At 72.9% G+C, this 17,133-nt stretch carries 15 protein-coding genes; 5 read left to right on the top strand and 10 right to left on the bottom strand.

Features of this window, described 5'->3' with window-relative positions; genetic code table 11:
* Positions 1–11 precede the first annotated feature (11 nt).
* Positions 12–986, bottom strand: a complete 975-nt coding sequence (locus H4F70_RS12705; RefSeq protein WP_182357453.1) for a DoxX family protein — start codon at positions 984–986, stop codon at positions 12–14.
* Between the two features lie 113 nt (positions 987–1,099).
* Between H4F70_RS12705 and H4F70_RS12710 the strand changes: the two genes are divergently transcribed.
* Entirely contained in the window at positions 1,100–2,266 is a 1,167-nt protein-coding gene (locus tag H4F70_RS12710; RefSeq protein ID WP_235681091.1) for a PQQ-dependent sugar dehydrogenase, read from the top strand.
* A 46-nt stretch (positions 2,267–2,312) separates the two neighbouring features.
* Here H4F70_RS12710 and gatB read toward each other — a convergent pair whose 3' ends face one another.
* The 5 genes from gatB to H4F70_RS12735 form a co-directional block, all read right to left on the bottom strand.
* Positions 2,313–3,821: an Asp-tRNA(Asn)/Glu-tRNA(Gln) amidotransferase subunit GatB gene (gene gatB, locus H4F70_RS12715; protein ID WP_182357455.1), complete on the bottom strand. Its 1,509-nt coding sequence runs from the start codon at positions 3,819–3,821 to the stop codon at positions 2,313–2,315.
* A 72-nt stretch (positions 3,822–3,893) separates the two neighbouring features.
* Positions 3,894–4,928 (bottom strand): ATP-dependent 6-phosphofructokinase, encoded by a 1,035-nt coding sequence (locus H4F70_RS12720; RefSeq protein ID WP_182357456.1) that lies wholly within the window; start codon positions 4,926–4,928, stop codon positions 3,894–3,896.
* 163 nt (positions 4,929–5,091) lie between these two features.
* The gene (locus tag H4F70_RS12725) at positions 5,092–5,973 is read right to left on the bottom strand and encodes a glycine-rich protein (protein WP_235681092.1); all 882 of its coding nucleotides are present in this window, start codon (positions 5,971–5,973) and stop codon (positions 5,092–5,094) included.
* Positions 5,974–6,189: 216 nt separating this feature from the next.
* Positions 6,190–6,852, bottom strand: a complete 663-nt coding sequence (locus tag H4F70_RS12730) for a response regulator (RefSeq protein ID WP_182357457.1) — start codon at positions 6,850–6,852, stop codon at positions 6,190–6,192.
* A 4-nt stretch (positions 6,853–6,856) separates the two neighbouring features.
* The gene (locus H4F70_RS12735) at positions 6,857–8,185 is read right to left on the bottom strand and encodes a sensor histidine kinase (protein WP_235681093.1); all 1,329 of its coding nucleotides are present in this window, start codon (positions 8,183–8,185) and stop codon (positions 6,857–6,859) included.
* 165 nt (positions 8,186–8,350) lie between these two features.
* On the opposite strand from H4F70_RS12735, the gene H4F70_RS12740 reads away from it, so the two are divergent.
* Both H4F70_RS12740 and H4F70_RS12745 read left to right on the top strand, forming a co-directional pair.
* Positions 8,351–9,112 carry a hypothetical protein gene (locus H4F70_RS12740; protein WP_182357459.1) on the top strand — a complete coding sequence of 254 codons (762 nt, stop codon included), beginning with the start codon at positions 8,351–8,353 and terminating at the stop codon, positions 9,110–9,112.
* Positions 9,109–10,497: an alpha/beta-hydrolase family protein gene (locus tag H4F70_RS12745; protein WP_182357460.1), complete on the top strand. Its 1,389-nt coding sequence runs from the start codon at positions 9,109–9,111 to the stop codon at positions 10,495–10,497. Before H4F70_RS12740 ends, H4F70_RS12745 begins: the two co-directional genes overlap by 4 nt.
* A gap of 20 nt (positions 10,498–10,517) precedes the next feature.
* On the opposite strand, the gene gatA is transcribed toward H4F70_RS12745, so the two are convergent.
* Positions 10,518–12,002: an Asp-tRNA(Asn)/Glu-tRNA(Gln) amidotransferase subunit GatA gene (gatA, locus tag H4F70_RS12750; RefSeq protein ID WP_182357461.1), complete on the bottom strand. Its 1,485-nt coding sequence runs from the start codon at positions 12,000–12,002 to the stop codon at positions 10,518–10,520.
* Positions 11,999–12,298, bottom strand: a complete 300-nt coding sequence (gene gatC, locus H4F70_RS12755; RefSeq protein ID WP_182348581.1) for an Asp-tRNA(Asn)/Glu-tRNA(Gln) amidotransferase subunit GatC — start codon at positions 12,296–12,298, stop codon at positions 11,999–12,001. The genes gatA and gatC overlap by 4 nt, the downstream gene beginning before the upstream one ends.
* Positions 12,299–12,523: 225 nt before the next feature.
* On the opposite strand from gatC, the gene H4F70_RS12760 reads away from it, so the two are divergent.
* Positions 12,524–13,180: an ACT domain-containing protein gene (locus tag H4F70_RS12760; protein ID WP_182357462.1), complete on the top strand. Its 657-nt coding sequence runs from the start codon at positions 12,524–12,526 to the stop codon at positions 13,178–13,180.
* A gap of 45 nt (positions 13,181–13,225) precedes the next feature.
* On the opposite strand, the gene ligA is transcribed toward H4F70_RS12760, so the two are convergent.
* Complete coding sequence (gene ligA, locus H4F70_RS12765; protein WP_235681559.1) at positions 13,226–15,262, bottom strand: NAD-dependent DNA ligase LigA; 2,037 nt, start codon at positions 15,260–15,262, stop codon at positions 13,226–13,228.
* 107 nt (positions 15,263–15,369) lie between these two features.
* Entirely contained in the window at positions 15,370–15,753 is a 384-nt protein-coding gene (locus H4F70_RS12770; RefSeq protein ID WP_235681094.1) for an ArsR/SmtB family transcription factor, read from the bottom strand.
* Between the two features lie 114 nt (positions 15,754–15,867).
* Between H4F70_RS12770 and H4F70_RS12775 the strand changes: the two genes are divergently transcribed.
* Complete coding sequence (locus H4F70_RS12775) at positions 15,868–17,103, top strand: MFS transporter (RefSeq protein ID WP_182357464.1); 1,236 nt, start codon at positions 15,868–15,870, stop codon at positions 17,101–17,103.
* Positions 17,104–17,133 lie beyond the last annotated feature (30 nt).

The following is a 17,133-nucleotide window of genomic DNA, read 5'->3' on the forward strand; positions in this document are numbered from 1 at the left end:
GGCCACGGGCGTCAGCCGAAGGGGTTGGCCCCGTTGAAGACCACCCAGATCACCACGCCGGCCGCGACGCCGAGCAGAAGGAAAGCGAACGAGCCGAGGAACGGACGCCGGGTCCACCCCCGATTGACGTCCAGCGACAGCAGGCCCGCGCCGGTCAGGGTGACCCCCACGGCCACGGCGAGCAGCATCGTCTCGAACTCCACGCCAGAGCCGGCCGCCCCCGACTGATTGGTGAAGAACTGCAGGCCCGGCGTCGACGCCTGCATGAAGCACCACGCGTTGATGAGGATCGCCACCGCGCCCGCGGCCGCCAACGGCGTGAGGAACCCCACCACGAGCAGTGCACCCACCACCACCTCGCCGACAGGACCCGCGATCGAGAGCGCGTGCGCGTAGTTGAAGCCGCTGGACTCCAGCACGGTGCGGAACCCGTCCAGGTCGGGTCCGCCCCACTTGCCGGTGAGCTTCTGCAGCCCATGGGCGAACAGGATGCCACCGAGCACCACCCGGATCACCAGCAGGCCGATGTCGAGAGTGCCGCGCTTGGCCTTCACCGGGGAGTCCGTCAGCGCCTGGTCCATCGCGGCGGCGATGTCGGCGGGTTCACGCCGGGCGGGGTCCGGGGCGCCCGCGCTCAGTTCCTCGTACGAGGGGATGCGCGTGGTCTGCTGCTCGTCGCCGCCGGGGCCGAACACGTCGTCCTCGCGGCTGATCACCTGCCTGCGCGGGATCACCCGGGTCTCCGGGTCCGGCTCGTCCGCGCCGATACCGCCCCACCCGGGGCCGCCCGTGGCCGGCGGGAACTCGCCGGTGGGCTCGTCGAACGGGCTGGTGCCCACGCCCATGGCCGAGGTGTCCGCGCCGCCTTCCCGCGTCGCGGCCCCCGTCCGGGCGCCGCCCTGCTGCGGCGGCTGTGGCGCGGAGCCGCCGGTGGCCGGGATATCGCCTGCGTCGTTGCCGTCTGACGGCCGGGATGCGTCGTTCACAGCCCCACACTAGAACGCGCGCGCGTCCCCGTCGGGGACCTCGTGAGGGCGTGGCGGGCGGCGGACGGCCCGGCGCGGGCCCGATCGCCCGGGATTCCGTAAGGTTGGCGGGCGTGGAGTGGAACTCGTCGACGCGCCTGCGGTCCCTGAGGCCGGTGGCCACGGGGGCCGCCGCCGTCGTCGCGACAGTGGGGCTGCTCACCGGTTGCGCGCGCTTCGGCGGCGCGGAGACCGCACCGTTCCACGCCGTCCCGGAGACCGTGTCCGGCGCGGGGATCCAACCGGAACAGCCGCCCCCCGGGCAGGCCCCGCAGCCGCCCCCGCCGCCGGGGCAGAGCACTCCCCCGCCGCCGCCCGCCGGCCCCTGCGACGACCCCGACCCGTCCGTCATCGCCACCTGCCTCGACACCACCGGGGCCATGGTGATGCTGCCGGACGGCAGCACAGCGCTCGTCGCCGAGCGGACCACGGGGCGCATCATGACGGTCCCGCGCGACGGCGACCCCGCCGAGTACGCGCGCATCCCCGTCGACCCGGTCGGCGACGGCGGGCTCACCGGCCTGGCCCTGTCGCCCACCTTCGCCGAGGACCACCTCGTCTACGCCTACATCACCACGCCGCAGGACAACCGCGTGGTCCGCTTCACCCAGGGCGACGCCCCCAAGCCCATCCTCACCGGAATCCCCAAGGGGCCCACCGGCAACGCGGGTGACCTGGTCTTCACCGAGCCCCGCCGACTGACCATCCTCACCGGCGACGCGGGCGGCGGCGCCGATCCCGCGTCGCTGTCCGGCAAGCTGCTCCAAGTGCAGGACCCGGCCCCCGGAGCGCGGAACCCCACCGTGATCGCCGGCGGATTCGGCACCGCGGGCGGGCTGTGCCGCGACGCGCAGACCGGCGCGCTGTGGATCACCGACCGCGCGCCGACGATGGACCGGCTGCAGCGGATCACCGCCGACGGCTCGACGCCCACACTCGTGTGGTCGTGGCCGGACAAGCCGGGCGTCGGCGGCTGCGCAGCCGCGGACGGCACCGTGGTCACCGCCCTCGACGGCGCGAAGTCCGTCGCCGCGGTGACCGTGAGCAAGGAGAGCGGCGCCGTCACGGGCGACCCGCTGGTGCTCGCCGAGGACAAGTACGGCCATTTCGGCGCCGCGCTCATCGCCGGCGACGGCACCATCTGGGGCTCGACGGTCAACAAGTCCTCGGGCGGCGCGGTGGCCACCGACGACCGGGTGGTGGTCATCCCGTTCGCCGGCGGCGGGGGCAGCCGGGTCTGACCCGGGGCCGGCGGGCCCGGCCCGTCGACTCCGATCAGCCGTCCGCCTATGCGCAGGCCGCGAGGACGAGTTCCTGCACCCGGGCCGGGTCGGCCTGGCCGCGGGTGGCCTTCATGACGTCGCCGACGATCTTGCCCGCTGCCTTGACCTTTCCGCCCTTGATCTTCTCGACGATGTCCGGGTTTGCGGCGAGCGCCTCATCGACCGCCTTCTGCAGGGCGTCGTCGTCGCGCACCACCTCGAGGCCGCGGTCGGCCATCACCTGCGCGGGGCCGCCCTCGCCCGCCAGCACGCCGTCGACCACCTGGCGGGCCAGCTTGTTCGTGAGCTTGCCGTCGGCGACCAGGCCGATCACCTCGGCCACCTGCGCCGGGGCGATCGGCAGCTCGGCGAGCTCCACGCTCCGGGCGTTGGCCTGCTGGCTCAGGTACGACACCCACCAGGAGCGGGCCGCGTCCGCAGGGGCGCCCGCATCCGCGGTGGCCGCGATGAGGTCGAGCGCGCCGGCGTTGACGAGGTCGCGCATCTCCTCCGCGGAGAGCCCCCACTGCTCCTGGATACGGGCCCGGCGCAGCCACGGCATCTCCGGCAGCGTGGCACGAAGCTCCTCGACCCACGCGGCGTCCGGGGCCACCGGCTGCAGATCCGGCTCCGGGAAGTAGCGGTAGTCCTCCGCCGTCTCCTTGCGGCGGCCCTGACGGGTGCTGCCGTCTGCCTCCTGGAAGTGGCGGGTCTCCTGCGTCACCTCGCCGCCGCCGGCGAGCACAGCGCCCTGGCGGCGCATCTCGTACCGCACCGCCACCTCGACCGACTTCAGCGAATTGACGTTCTTCGTCTCGGTACGCGTGCCGAACTCGGCCGCGCCCTTGTCCATCAGCGACACGTTGGCGTCGCAGCGCAACGAACCCTGGTCCATGCGCACGTCCGAGACTTCGAGCGCCTTGAGCAGGTCGCGCAGTGCCGTCACGTAGGCCCGGGCCACCTCGGGCGCCCGCTCGCCGGCACCGACGATGGGCTTGGTGACGATCTCCACCAGCGGCACACCGGCACGGTTGTAGTCGATGAGCGAATGGCTGGCCCCGTGGATGCGCCCGGTCTCGCCGCCGACGTGCGTGAGCTTGCCGGTGTCCTCCTCCATGTGGGCGCGCTCGATCTCCACGCGGAACGTCTCGCCGTCGTCGAGCACGACGTCCAGGTACCCCTCGGTGGCGATGGGCTCGTCGTACTGCGAGATCTGGTAGTTCTTCGGCTGGTCGGGGTAGAAGTAGTTCTTGCGCGCGAACCGGCCCCACGGCGTGATCGCGCAGTTCAGGGCCAGCCCGATGCGCACGGCCATCTCGACGGCCTTGTTGTTGACCACCGGCAGCGCCCCCGGCAACGCCAGACACACCGGACACACCTGGGTGTTCGGCGCGGCGCCGAACGCGGTGGGGCAACCGCAGAACATCTTGGTGGCGGTGCCCAGCTCCACGTGGACCTCCATGCCCAGGACCGGGTCGAAGCGTCCGATCACGTCGTCGTAGGACATGAGCTTGGCGGCGGTGGCTGCAGTCATGGCCCGAGTCTATTCACCTGGCGGCGCCCTCCGGCTACCGGGCGCGCCCACCCCCACGGCGCGCCCGCGCGCTCAGCCGAAGAAGACCCGCGCCTCCCGGTACAGCTCCAGCGGCACCGTCTTGAGCTCGCGTACCGCCTCCGCCAACGGGGTGAGCTCCATCCGCGTGCCCCTTACTGCCGCCATCGTCCCGAAGCGGCCTTCGTGCACCGCGCGCGCCGCGTGCGCGCCGAGGCGGCCGGCCAGCACCCGGTCGTACGAACTGGGCGTGCCGCCACGCTGGATGTAGCCGAGCACCGTGGTACGCACCTCCACGCCGGCCGCCCGCTCGATCAGCGGTGCCATCTGCGCTGCCACGCCGGTGAAGATCTCGTGGCCGTACTCGTCGACGCCTCCGTCGCGCAGCACCATCCCGCTGCCCTCACGCGGAACCGATCCCTCGGCGACGACGCCGATCACGTGCCGGTCGCCGCGTTCGAAGCGGGCCCGGATCAGCCCGCAGATCTCATCGATGTCGAACGGGTCCTCGGGGATGGTGATGATATGCGCTCCGGTGGCGATGCCCGAGCGCAGAGCGATCCACCCGGTGTGCCGGCCCATCACCTCGACGAGCATGACCCGCCGGTGCGATTCGGCGGTGGTGTGCAGGCGATCCATCGCCTCGGTGGCGATGGACACCGCGGTGTCGAACCCGAAGGTGTAGTCGGTGCCGCCGATGTCGTTGTCGATGGTCTTGGGCACGCCCACCACCGGGACGCCCTCGTCCGAGAGCCACAGGGCCGCCTTGAGCGTGCCCTCGCCGCCGATGGGGATCAGCGCGTCGATGCGGTTGCGCTCAAGGGTGGCGCGGATGTCGCCGAGCCCCGCCCGCAACCGTTCCGGATGCACCCGGGCCGTGCCCAGGATGGTGCCCCCACGCGGCAGGATGCGGTCGAGACGCTGGCCGCCGGACATCTCCCGGTGACTGTCGGTGAGCAGGCCGCGCCAGCCGTCGTGGAAGCCGACCACCGTCGACCCGTACTGGTCGAGCGCCGCCCGGGTGATGCCGCGGATCGCCGCGTTGAGGCCCGGACAGTCGCCGCCGCCGGTGAGGATTCCGATGCGCATGGCAGATGACCACCTCCCGCTTCCAGCCTGCCAGGCCGGCGGCCGCTGCGGGGCGCTCGTGCGCGCGGCTTCGCAGCGCTGCCGCTTCAATCCAGCGATCCGGGTACGTTTCCGCGCGGCGGGCGTGCCTGGATCGCTGGATCGGGCGCGGGTGCTCCTCCTGTCAGTTGAGCGAACCGAACAGGTTCCCCAAGCTCCCCGCCAACTGGCACACCGAACCGGTGCAGATCGTGTAAGAGATGGTCACCGACGGGGCCTCGTCCTCGCCGGCGAGAGTCATCGTGCCGCCCTCGGGGACCAGCGACGATCCGCCGCCACCGCCACCGGCGTGCCAGCCGTCGCTCACGGCACCGCCGCCGCCACCGCCGTACCAGCCGCCTCCGCCGCCCCCGGCCATGTTGAGGGCGCTGACCCATACGCCTGCACCGCCGTTGCCGAACTCCCCGTCGTGGCCACGATGCTCGCCCAAACCACCGCCTGTGCCAGGGGCGTCGACGCTGGCAGCGGTGCCCGCGCCATCACCCGAACCATCCTCGCCGGCGTTCCCGCCATCACGGTCGGTTCCGGCTCCGCCACCGCCCGCCGCGACGATGAGCCTGGAATCCAGGGCGTCGGATATCCGAACATCGGAAGCACCGCCCCCACGACCGTTGCCGTAGCCACCGCCGTTGAATCCGCCGTCGCTACCGTTGCCTCCGACAAGTACCCGGATATCCGCGCCTGACTGCACATCGACCGTCCCGTCGACCTTCGCGCCGAGGCCCCCTGGATTATTCGTGCTCTGCCCCTGTCCCCCGATCGCCGTCACGTCGAGCTCACTCACCCCGTCCGGCACGTGGAAGGTCTGCGCGGCTCCGGTGTAGTCGAACTCGCACACCACCCGCGTGGAGGCGAGCGGCGGCGTGTACGCGGTGCAGTTGCTCGGCAAGGGAGCCGCCCCGGCAGCCCCCGGCAATGCCACCGCCGCGGCCCCCGCGAGCGCCATCGTCGCGAACCCCACTCCCGTCTTCGCGGCCGTCCTGCCGACCGATCGCCGTCGATGCATCACGTTCTCCTCACGCTTGGATTCCGATGGACCCCTTCACCATGTGCCGCGCGAGGCCGCGATACATCCGCCATATGGCGGATCTTTTCAACCTGTTTTCATCACGATCGAATAACGGAGCATCGGGAGCCGCTCACCTGCCGACCAAGCGGATAGTGCACGCCAGCACCCCGGATCGTGCAGAAAACGCTTGGTCGACGGGAAGACCGGACGCACTCACCCCGGGGTGACGACGCCGCTCTCGTAGGCCACCACCACGGCCTGGGCCCGGTCGCGCAGCCCCAGCTTGGCCAGCACCTTGCCCACATGCGTCTTCACCGTCTGTTCGGACAGGAACAGCGTCTGGGCGATCTCGCCGTTGGAGAGCCCGCGCGCGACGTGCTCGAGCACCTCACGTTCGCGCGGAGTGAGCTCTGCGAGCCCCGGGGGCAGGGACCGGGGCGCGGAGCGCCGACGTACCGATTCGCTGATCATCCGCCGGGTGATGGACGGGGCCAGCAGCGCGTCCCCGCCCGCCACCACCCGCACCGCCCGCACCAGCTCGTCGGCGGGCGCATCCTTGAGCAGGAACCCGCTGGCTCCGGCGCGCAGGGCATCGTAGACGTAGTCGTCGATGTCGAAGGTGGTGAGCATCAACACGCGCACCGGCGGGTCGAGGCGCGCGTCCATGATCGTACGGGCGGCGTCGATGCCGTTCATCTCCGGCATACGCACGTCCATCAGCACCACATCCGGCCGCAGGCGGCGCACCTCGGCGACGGCCGCGCGCCCGTCCGCCGCGTCGCCGACCACGCTGATGTCGGTCTGGGCCGCCAGCAGCGCGCCGAAGCCCTGCCGGACCATCGCCTGGTCGTCTGCGATGAACACCGTGATCGTCACCGGATCATCCTGCCTGACGCGCAGTCTCGGCGAGGGGAAGCGCCGCACGGACGACGAAGCCGCCGTCCTCGGCGGGGAGCGCCGACAGTGTGCCGCCCACCGCGGCGGCGCGTTCCCGCATCCCCGGAATGCCGTTGCCGCCGCCGGATTCCGTCGCCGGCGCGAGTCCCGGTCCGTTCACGATCTCCACCATCACTTCGTCGTCGTTCTCGTCCGCCCGCAACGAAATCCGCACCCGCGCCCCGGGAGCATGCCGGGTGGCGTTGGACAACGACTCCTGCACGATCCGGTACAGCACGACGCCCGCAGCGGTGCGGATCCGCGCGGTGTCGCCCGACTCCTCGTAGTGCGCGTCGATCCCCGCACGCCTGCTGCCCTCGACCAGTTCGCCGATCCTGTCCACGCCCGGCTGCGGCGCCCGTTCCGCCGTGTGCTCGTCGCTGCGCAGCACGCCGAGCATCGCACGTACCTCGTCGAGGGCCTCGCGCGCCGTGCCGGCGATCGAATCGAACTCGGCGGTCGTCGCCGGCTCGAGCCCGCCGAGCCGGTACTGCGCCGTCTGCGCCTGCACCACGACGAGCGACATGTGGTGCGCGACGACGTCGTGCAGGTCGCGGGCGATCCGTGCCCGCTCCTCCAGCACCGCCCTGCGGCTGCGCTCCGCCCGGCTGAGCTCCTCCTGCCGTTCGAGCTGACGCCGGGAGAGCCACAGCCGCCGCAGCAGGACGGTGAACACGAGGAGCGTGGTGAGCCCCACCACCCAGCCGAACCAGTCGGAGCCCGGCGCGTACACCGCGAAAACGATGACGGTGCCGACCCACACGGCGGCCACCCGCTCGCGTTGCTCCGTCAGACACACCGCTATGTACAAGGCAAGCAGGACGAGTATGTGCACCACCTGCCACGGCGGCCCGCCGGGCGCCTCGGGCGTGGGATCGAACGCCACCGGGATGACGATGGCCGCCGCGATCGAGATGCTCCAGCCCAGTACGGGATTGACGCGCACCAACAGGAAGGGGAACGCGGCGAGTGCGGCGATCACCGGTTGCAACGGCGGAGGCACCTGGTGGGTGAGATGCAGCGTCGGCCAGGCGACCGAGTAGAGGATCGCCGTGACCACCACGATGAGCGTGACCTCGCCGCGGCCCGCGAACGCGGCCCGCACGCGGCGCACGCCCCGGCGGGGCTTCGACGCCGCACGCTTTTCCGCGCGGCGCTGCAGGCGGAGTTCCTTGCGCGACCGGCCGTCGACCGCACGACGCCGCCGCAGGTAGCGGCGCCTACGATCGACGCCGCCCTGCTCACGTCCGCGCGCCCGCCGCCGAAACCTCACGCGCCCGAGTCTAAGTTCGGCGTCCTGCCCGCACATCACTCTCCGGTATCGGACCGCCCGGTACCGGAGAGTGACTCGGATGCGCCCGAGTCCCCCGCCGGTGCCGGCGGGAACGGTCCGTGTGCGTGATGTCCCCGTCTGCCACGCGTTCATAACGTCACCGTCATGACCACATCACTGCAGGCCACGATGCCCCGGGTACGGACGGTGCGCTCCGTCGCGGTGTTCCTCATCCTCGCCGCGGCCGCCACCGTCGCGCTCGCGTTCTCGATGCCGGCCCAGGCCGTGGGAGGCCCCGGCGCTGGCCCGGCACCGAGCGGAGCCGACGGCGCCGCCTCGGACGCCGGCCGCGCCATCGATGCGTTGCTGCACGCCGACGCACAGGACGCCCTGCACCGGATTCCCCCGGGATTCGCCGACTACGCGGGGTACCGGCCGGCCGTGGAGGACGGGTTGCTCGTGAACCCCGCCGGCGGCTGCTCCTCGCCCGTGCCGCTGCCCGCCGCGTTCGCCGGCGCCTGCCGCGCGCACGACCTGGGCTACGACCTGCTGCGCTTTGCCGACGCGCAGGGCGGACCGCTGGGCCCGTGGGCTCGGCGCGGCCTCGACGCGCAGCTCGCCGAGCGGTTCCACGCCGTCTGCGCACCGCACGACACCGCCTGCCGCGCGGCGGCCGACACGGCCGCGGCCGCCGTCGACGTCAACTCCTGGCGGCAGGGCTACGGCGTTCCCTTGCACGAGGACGTCGGGCTGTACGCGCTCGGCGGGGTCGGCGCCGCGGGCGCCCTGTTCGCCGCCGGATCCGGGGCGCTGGGGGCGGTACGCGGACCCCGACGCGCATCGGCTCTCCGGCGTGCGGGCGGCACCGGACGCGTGCGGACCGGCAGTCGCCGGGCGGCCCGCGCGGGCGCGGGGGTGACGGCATGACGGCCGCCCCAGCGCTGCACGTCGTCACGCCGGGCACCGTTGCGCGCACTCCTCGCCCCCGCGTCACGCGGACACGCGCCTCCGCCCTCGCCCGCGCGCTCGCCCCGCGGACGCGCACCGTCCTCGGCGGCTCCGCCGGCGCCGTGGCGGGCGTCTATCCGGGGGTCATGTCGCGCAGCGTGTGGGTCGAGGGCGTGACGGTGGGCGCGTTCGCGGTGATCGGCGTGGCGCTGGCCGTGCTGGTGACGTGGCTGTGGGCGCGGGCGATCCGCCGCCCGGGCGGGTCCCCGGGCCGCTCCCGCGCAGGAATAGCCACCGCCATCGGGAGCATCGGCGCCGTGACCGCTGCGGCGGCATGGTCGGCGCAGTGGGCCCGGGTGTCGACATCCGCAGTGGACAGCGGATCCGGCGGCTACTGGGCGGCGGTGTGCGTCGTCGCCGCGACCGTGTGCGCGGCGGCGCTCGGCGCTGTGCGGCTGGTCCGCGCCCGTCCACGGGCTGTCGCGGCGCTGGCGGTGGTGCTCGCAGCGTTCGGGTCCATCTCGGGCGCGTCAGCTCTCGACGGCCTGCACGCCGCCTCGGCCGCCCCGACCACGATGAGCACCCGCTCGGGCGGGCCGGGATCACTCGTCGCGTGGGACTCGCTCGGCGACCACGGGCGCAGGTTCGTCGGCGACACCTCGCATCCCGGGTCGATCCGCACCTACGCGGGTCTGGACTCGGCCTCCGACGTCACGGCCCGCGCCGCTCTCGCCGCCGACGACATGGTGCGCGCCGGCGGCCTGGACCGACAGGCCGTGGTGGTGATGGTGCCGACGGGCTCCGGCTGGATCGACGGCACGGCCGCGGCCGGGTTCGAGGAGCTCTTCGGCGGCGACGTCGCAGAGGTGGGGATGCAGTACTCGAGCACACCCAGCTGGGTGTCCTACCTTTTCACGCCCGACGACGCCGCCGCGGCCGCGCACGCGCTGATCTCCGCCGTCGCCGACCGCGTCCGCAGCGTGCCCGCGCCGCAGCGGCCGGAACTGTACGTCTACGGCGAGAGCATGGGCGCCGCAGCCGGCGCGCGGGCGCTCGCCGACGCCCCGCAGGCCCGCGGAATGGTGTGCGGGGCACTGTGGGTGGGGCCGCCGGCGCGCTTCACCGATCCGGTCCCCGAGCGCTCGAGCGTGGTGGTGAACGCCTCGGATCCGGTGCCCCGCTGGGACCCGGCGCTGGCGCTGCACCCGGCCGGGGGCGCAGCGGAGGCTGCGGCTCCGCCGTGGCTCCCCGGCGTGAGCTTCCTGCAGAGCAGCGTGGACGTGATCGTGTCGCGATCGGGCCCGCCCGGCACCGGCCACGTCTACGGGGACGGGCAGGTGCGCGGCCTGCCGACGTGCGGATGAGGCGGCCGCGGGGTCGCCCGCTACAGCTCCGGGTACGCGACTGCCCCGCGGGCGGCCTCGTATGCGGCGCCCACGCGGTAGAGCCGGTCGTCCGCCAGCGCCGGCGCCATGATCTGCAGGCCTACGGGAAGCCCGTCGTCGGCGGAGACGCCGGAGGGCACCGAGATGGCGCAGTTGCCGGCGAGGTTCGTCGGCAGCGTGCACAGGTCGGACAGGTACATCGCCAGCGGGTCGTCGACCTTCTCGCCCAGCTTCCACGGGGTGACGGGGCTGGTCGGCGACACGAGGACGTCGACCGATTCGAAGGCCTTCGCGTAGTCGCGAGCGATGAGCGCGCGCACCTTGAGCGCCTGCCCGTAGTACTCGTCGTAATAGCCGGCCGACAACGCGTAGGTGCCGATCATGATGCGCCGCTTGACCTCCGGGCCGAAGCCGGCGGACCGTGACGCGGCCATGACCTGTTCGGCGCTGTGCGCGCCGTCGTCGGACACGCGCAGTCCGTACCGCATGGCGTCGAACCGCGCGAGGTTGGAGGACACTTCGGAGGGCATGACCAGGTAGTACGCGGCCAGCGCGTGCTCGAACGCCGGGCACGAGACCTCGACTACCTCGGCCCCGAGGGCCTTGAGCTGCTGGACGGCCGCGTCGAAGGAGCTCAGGACTCCTGGCTGGTAACTGTCCGAGTGCAATTCGCGCACCACGCCGACCTTCACGCCCGCCAGGTCGCCGTGCGCACCGGCGCGCGCGGCGTCGACCACCGCCGGGGCCGCCGGGTCGATGGAGGTGGAATCACGCGGATCGTGCCCGGCGATCACCTGGTGCAGCAGCGCCGCATCGAGCACCGTGCGGGCGCAGGGCCCCGCCTGGTCCAGCGACGAAGCCGCGGCGACGAGCCCGAAGCGCGACACGGTGCCGTAGGTGGGCTTGACGCCGACGGTGGCGGTGAGCGCCGCGGGCTGACGGATCGACCCGCCGGTGTCCGTTCCGATGGTGAGCGGGGCCTCGAACGCTGCGAGCGCGGCCGCCGAACCGCCGCCGGAGCCGCCGGGGATGCGGTCGGTCCCCCACGGATTGCGCGTGGGTCCGAATGCGCTGTTCTCAGTGGACGAGCCCATGGCGAACTCGTCCATGTTGGTCTTGCCGAGGATCGGGATCCCGGCCGCGCGCAGCTTGCCGACCACCGTCGACTCGTACGGCGACACCCAGCCCTCGAGGATCTTCGACGCGCACGTGGTGGGCATGTCGGTGGTGGTGAGGATGTCCTTGAGCCCCAACGGCACACCGGCGAGCGGCGATGCGGGTTCGGCGCCGCCCGCGAGGTCGGCGTCCACCTGCCCGGCGGCGGCGAGGGCCTGCTCCCCCGCCACGTGCAGGAACGCGCCGACGGTGCCGTCGACCGACTCGATCCGGTCGAGGTGGGCACGGGTGGCCTCCACCGACGAGACCTCGCGCGCGTGGATCTTCGAGGCCAGTTCGGAGGCGGCCAGGCGGGTCAGGTCGGTCACTGCTCTTCTCCCAGGATCTGCGGTGCGACGAAGCGCTCGTCCTCCACGGACGGCGCGCCGGAGAGCGCCTCCGCGGCGGTGAGGCCCGGCGCGATGACGTCGGCGCGGCCCACGTTGGTCACGCCGGTGAGCTCGGACAATGGGGGCACGTCGGCCGTGTCGGCCCCGGAGACCGTTTTGACGTGGCCGAGGATGGCGTCGAGCTGGCCGGCGAACTCGTCGAGCTCGCCCTCGGTCAGGTCGAGTCGCGACAGCATTGCGAGGTGTGCGACCTCGTCACGGGAGATCTCCGGCACCCGATGCCCCTTTCCGGCCGACGCGGCGGCCTGCCTACCGGCGGGTCGGCTGCCGCCGTACGGCCCGTCGCTGACGGACCCGGCATCGATCCCGCCCGACGCTGGTTTCGCTCAACTCTACGGCCCGGATCCGGGGCGACGCGCACGGCCTCGCCGTCGCTCCCGCACCGCGGCCGCGGTGCGACAATGGCCCCGTACCGCAAGTGAACTGCTGAGGAGCCGGCTTTGTCGTACCTGTTGCGCGTGGTGCTCCCCGACCGCCCGGGCACGCTGGGCCTGCTGGCCCTGGCGCTGGGCGAGGCCGGGGCGGACATCCAGTCCCTGGACGTCATCGAGCGCAGCGGCGGCTACGCGGTGGACGACATCGTCGTGAACCTTCCCACCGGGGCGCTGCCGGACGTGCTCATCACCGCCGCGGAAGCGCTGGACGACACCGTCGTCGACGCCATCCGCCCGTTCGTCGGCAACCTCGACACCCATCGCGAACTGGAGCTGATCGAGCTGGTGGCGGGTTCGCCGCGGCGCGGGCTGCAGCGGCTCGTCGACGCCGCGCCCCGCGCCCTCCAGGTGCACTGGGCGGCGGTGCTCGATCACGGCGCCGGCGCTGCGGGCGCCGCACCGCTGTACGCGAGCCCCGGCACCCCGGAGACCTGGCCCGACGGCCCTGTGTCGGAACAGGTGGGCACGGCCCAGGTGGTCCGCACCGACGCGGACTGGGTGCCGGAGGTCTGGCGGGCCGGTGAGATCGCGCTCGCGGCCGCGCCCATCGGCGACGGCGGGGCCGTGCTGCTGCTGGGCCGCAACGGCGGCCCGCAGTTCCGCCCTGCCGAAGTGGCGCGGCTCGGCTACATCACCGGCATCATCGCCACCGTCTTGCAATAATCGCCGCCTTCCGGCGGGCGCCCGCCCGGCGTCCGGCGCCGCCGGTCACTGCTCCTGCTCCGGCGGACGCACCGCGTCCGGGCCGTCCGCGAGCAGTCGACGGAATCCGTCCGCGTCGAGCACGGGGACCCCCAGCGACACCGCCTTGTCGTACTTGGACCCCGGGGCGTCGCCCACCACCACGAACGCCGTCTTCTTCGACACCGACGAGGCCGCGCGCCCGCCGCGGCTCACGATCGACTCCTTCGCGCTGTCGCGGGTGAAACCCTCGACCGTGCCCGTGACGACGATCGACAGGCCCTCCAGCGTCCGGGCGATCGACTCGTCGCGCTCGTCGGCCATGCGCACCCCCGCCGCGCGCCACTTGTCCAGCAGTTCGCGATGCCAGTCGACGCGGAACCACTCGATGATGGCGGCCGCGATGGTGGGCCCCACCCCTTCGGTGGCGGCCAGCCGCTCCTCGTCGGCCTGGTCGATGGCCTCGAGGCTGCCGAACTCGGCGGCCAGGGCGCGCGCCGCCGTGGGGCCGACATGCCGGATGGACAGGGCCACGAGCACCCGCCACAACGGCTGGTCGCGCGCGGACGCGAGGTGCTCGAGCAGCGTGGTCCCCGTCGCCGACACGGCGCCGCCCTTGTTCGTGTACACCGTCGTCCGGCGCAGGGCGTCGGTGTCGAGGGTGAACAGGTCGCCCTCGTCTGCGATCACGCCCGCGCGCAGAAGGTCGGCGGCCCCCTCCATGCCGAGCATCTCGATGTCGAACGCGCCGCGCCCGGCCAGGTGGAACAGCCGCTCGCGCAGCTGGGCCGGGCAGTGGCGGGTGTCAGGGCAGCGCAGGTCCACGTCGCCGTCCTTGCCGGCGGCGATCCGGCTGCCGCACTCGGGGCAGTGCGTGGACATGATGAACACGCGCTCGTCGCCGCGGCGCGCGTCCGCGACGGGCGCGAGCACCTCCGGGATGACGTCGCCGGCCTTGCGGATCACCACCGTGTCGCCCACCCGCACACCCTTGCGGTCCACCTCGGAGGCGTTGTGCAGCGTCGCCTGCGCCACGGTGGAGCCCGCCACCAGCACCGGCTTCATCAGAGCGAAGGGCGTCACACGGCCGGTGCGCCCCACCCCCACCCGCACGTCGAGCAGCAGCGTGTTGACCTCTTCCGGCGGGAACTTCAGCGCGATGGCCCAGCGGGGCGCCCGCGCCGTCTCGCCGAACTCGTCGTGCAGCGCCATGTCGTCGACCTTGACGACGAAGCCGTCGATCTCGTGCTCGATGTCGTGGCGGTGCTGCGCCCAGTAATCGGCCCGCTCGAGCACCTTGTCCGCGCCGCGCACGCGGACGGTGTGGTTCGACACCGGAAGGCCCCAGGCCGCCAGCGCCTCGTAGGCGTGGAACTGCGACACCGGCGCGAAGCCTTCGCGGCGGCCGATGCCATGGCAGATCATGCCGAGCCGGCGGCGTGCGGTCACCGCGGGATCCTTCTGCCGCAGGGAGCCGGCCGCGGAATTGCGCGGGTTGGCGAACGGGTCCTTGCCCTCGGCCACCAGCGCCGCGTTGAGCTCCTCGAAGTCTTCGAGGCGGAAGAACACCTCGCCGCGCACCTCGAGCACCGCCGGCACGGGGAACTCGTCGGTGCCGGTGAGCCGGGTGGGGATGTCCTCGATGGTGCGGGCGTTGAGGGTGACGTCCTCACCGACCCGGCCGTCGCCGCGGGTCCCCGCCCGGGTGAGCCGCCCCTGCTCGTAGACCAGGTCGATCGCGACGCCGTCGATCTTCACCTCGCACAGGTAGTCGACGGCCTTTCCGGCCTGGGCCTCCGTGCGGTGCATCCACGCGCCCAATTCCTCGGCGCTGAAGACGTTGTCCAGGCTCAGCATCCGCTCGAGATGCTCCACGGGCGCGAACTGCGTCGTGAATCCGGCGCCGCCGACCAGCTGCGTGGGCGAGTCCGGCACCCGCAGGTCCGTGTATTGCTCCTCCAGATCGTTCAGTTCGTGCAGAAGTGCGTCGAACGCGGCGTCGGAGACGGTCGGCGCGTCCTTGACGTAGTAGCGGAACTGGTGTTCACGCACTTCGTCGGCCAACTCCCGCCAGCGCGCCCGGGCCTCGCCGGGCGTGGGTCCCTGCCCGGCGGCAGCGCCCGCGGCCGGCGCCGGTGCGGTGTCGGATGCGGTCTCAGCGTGGCGATCGGTCACCGGTCCAGGTTAGCGCCGGGGCGCGCCGCGGCACCCGTGGCGGCCGCCGCCCCGCCGCCGGCGTCCGCGCCCGCGGCGAGCACCGCGTCGAGCAACCCCGGAAAACGCGCGTCGAGGTCGGCGCGGCGCAGCGTGAGCACGCGGTTGCGGCCCTGCGGTTCGTTGCGGATCACGCCGGACTCGCGCAGCACCTTGAGCATGTGCGACTTGGTCGACTTGGGCACCGGCCCGCCGTCCGCCGTGCAGCGGGCCGCGGTCAACGGCCCCTGCTGCAGTTGCAGGACTATCGAGAGCCGGTCCGGCGCGCTGAGCGCGAAGAGCACGTCGCCCAGGTCGATCGCGTCGCGCGCCGGGTGCTGGAGATCGGTTCCGCCCACCATGGTTCCATCATAGTTGAACCAACGGGTCCGGTCGGTTAGCCTGAAACAGTTCGGACTTCTTCGAACCGAAGATCTCCCGGCACCGACAGCCTTCTCCCCATCGACGGAGGCCCCGTGACTTCACTCACCACCCGGAGCGACTCGCCCGCCGGTGCGCCGCCCGCGGCGCCCACGGCACCGCCACGCAGGCGGGCCGGGCTGGCCCTCTCCGGCACCGCGCTCACCGTCCTGCTCATGGCCGCCTCCGCGCCGTCGCCGTTCTACCCGCGGATGCAGGAGCGCTTCGGGCTCTCCCCCGTCGGCATCACGCTCGTCTTCGCGGTGTACGCGGTGGCGCTGCTCGCGACGCTGCTCACCGTCGGCTCGCTGTCGGACCACATCGGGCGGCGCCCCGTGATCACGACGGGATTCCTGGTGCTCGCCGGCGGCATGGTGCTGCTGTGGACGGCGCAGTCGTCCGCCGGCCTGTTCGCGGGCCGGGCCGTGCAGGGTCTGGCCAGCGGATTTCTGTTGTCGGCGCTGTCCGCGTCGATCAGCGACTTCGCCCCTCCCGTGCGCCCGATGCGTGCCGCCCTGCTCAATGCGGCCGCGCCGATGGTGGGCCTGTCGCTCGGCGCACTGTCCGCGGGAGTCGCGCTCGCGGTCTCCACGCACGCCGAGGCGATCGTGTTCGGCACCCTGGCGACCGCGTACTGCCTCGTCGCCGGGGCAGTGTGGCTGGTCCCGGAGACCTCGGCGCGCGTCGCAGGGTGGCGGCGGTCGCTGGTCCCCCGGATGTCCGTGCCGCAAGGCGTTCGCCGCCTGTTCCTCATCAGCATCCCGATCATCGTGGCCGGCTGGGCGACCGGCGGGCTGTTCTTCTCGCTGGGCCCCGACATCGCCGCCGAGCAGCTCGGCATCCGCGGCCCGCTCGCGCAGTCGGCCGTCATCGCCGTGCTCCCCATCGCCGGCATGCTCGCCGTGTTCGCCATGCACGCCCGCCCGCCGCGCACCGCCATGGTGTTCGCGGCCTGCACCCTGGGCGCGGGCACCCTGGTGAGCCTCATCGCGCTGCAGACCGGGTGGCTTCCGCTCTACGTCGCCGCCGTCGCCGTCACCGGCACCGGTTTCGGCACCGGTTTCATGGGGGTCATCGGCTCGATCGCCCCCGTCGTGCCGCCGGAACGCCGGGGCGCGCTCTTCGCCGCCCTCTACACCACCGCGTACCTGTCGTTCGGTGTGCCGACGGTGATCGCGGGGGCGCTGGTGTCGGCGCTGTCACTGTCCACCGCCACCGTCATCTACGGCATCATCGTCATCGCGGCCGCCGCGATCGCCGGAGTGAGCCGGGCCTTCGTCGTCCGCGACTGATCCCGTCCGCCCCTCCGAAGGTCCCGGCCG

Source organism: Tomitella gaofuii (assembly GCF_014126825.1).
In the GTDB taxonomy this organism is placed as follows: domain Bacteria; phylum Actinomycetota; class Actinomycetes; order Mycobacteriales; family Mycobacteriaceae; genus Tomitella; species Tomitella gaofuii.

Excerpts from the sequence above, each read along its gene's own strand:
- gatB (WP_182357455.1), bottom strand. The coding sequence starts at position 3,821 with ATGACTGCAGCCACCGCCGCCAAGCTCATGTCCTACGACGACGTGATC.
- H4F70_RS12720 (WP_182357456.1), bottom strand. The coding sequence starts at position 4,928 with ATGCGCATCGGAATCCTCACCGGCGGCGGCGACTGTCCGGGCCTCAAC.
- H4F70_RS12725 (WP_235681092.1), bottom strand. The coding sequence starts at position 5,973 with ATGCATCGACGGCGATCGGTCGGCAGGACGGCCGCGAAGACGGGAGTG.
- H4F70_RS12740 (WP_182357459.1), top strand. The coding sequence starts at position 8,351 with ATGACCACATCACTGCAGGCCACGATGCCCCGGGTACGGACGGTGCGC.
- H4F70_RS12745 (WP_182357460.1), top strand. The coding sequence starts at position 9,109 with ATGACGGCCGCCCCAGCGCTGCACGTCGTCACGCCGGGCACCGTTGCG.
- H4F70_RS12770 (WP_235681094.1), bottom strand. The coding sequence starts at position 15,753 with ATGGTGGGCGGAACCGATCTCCAGCACCCGGCGCGCGACGCGATCGAC.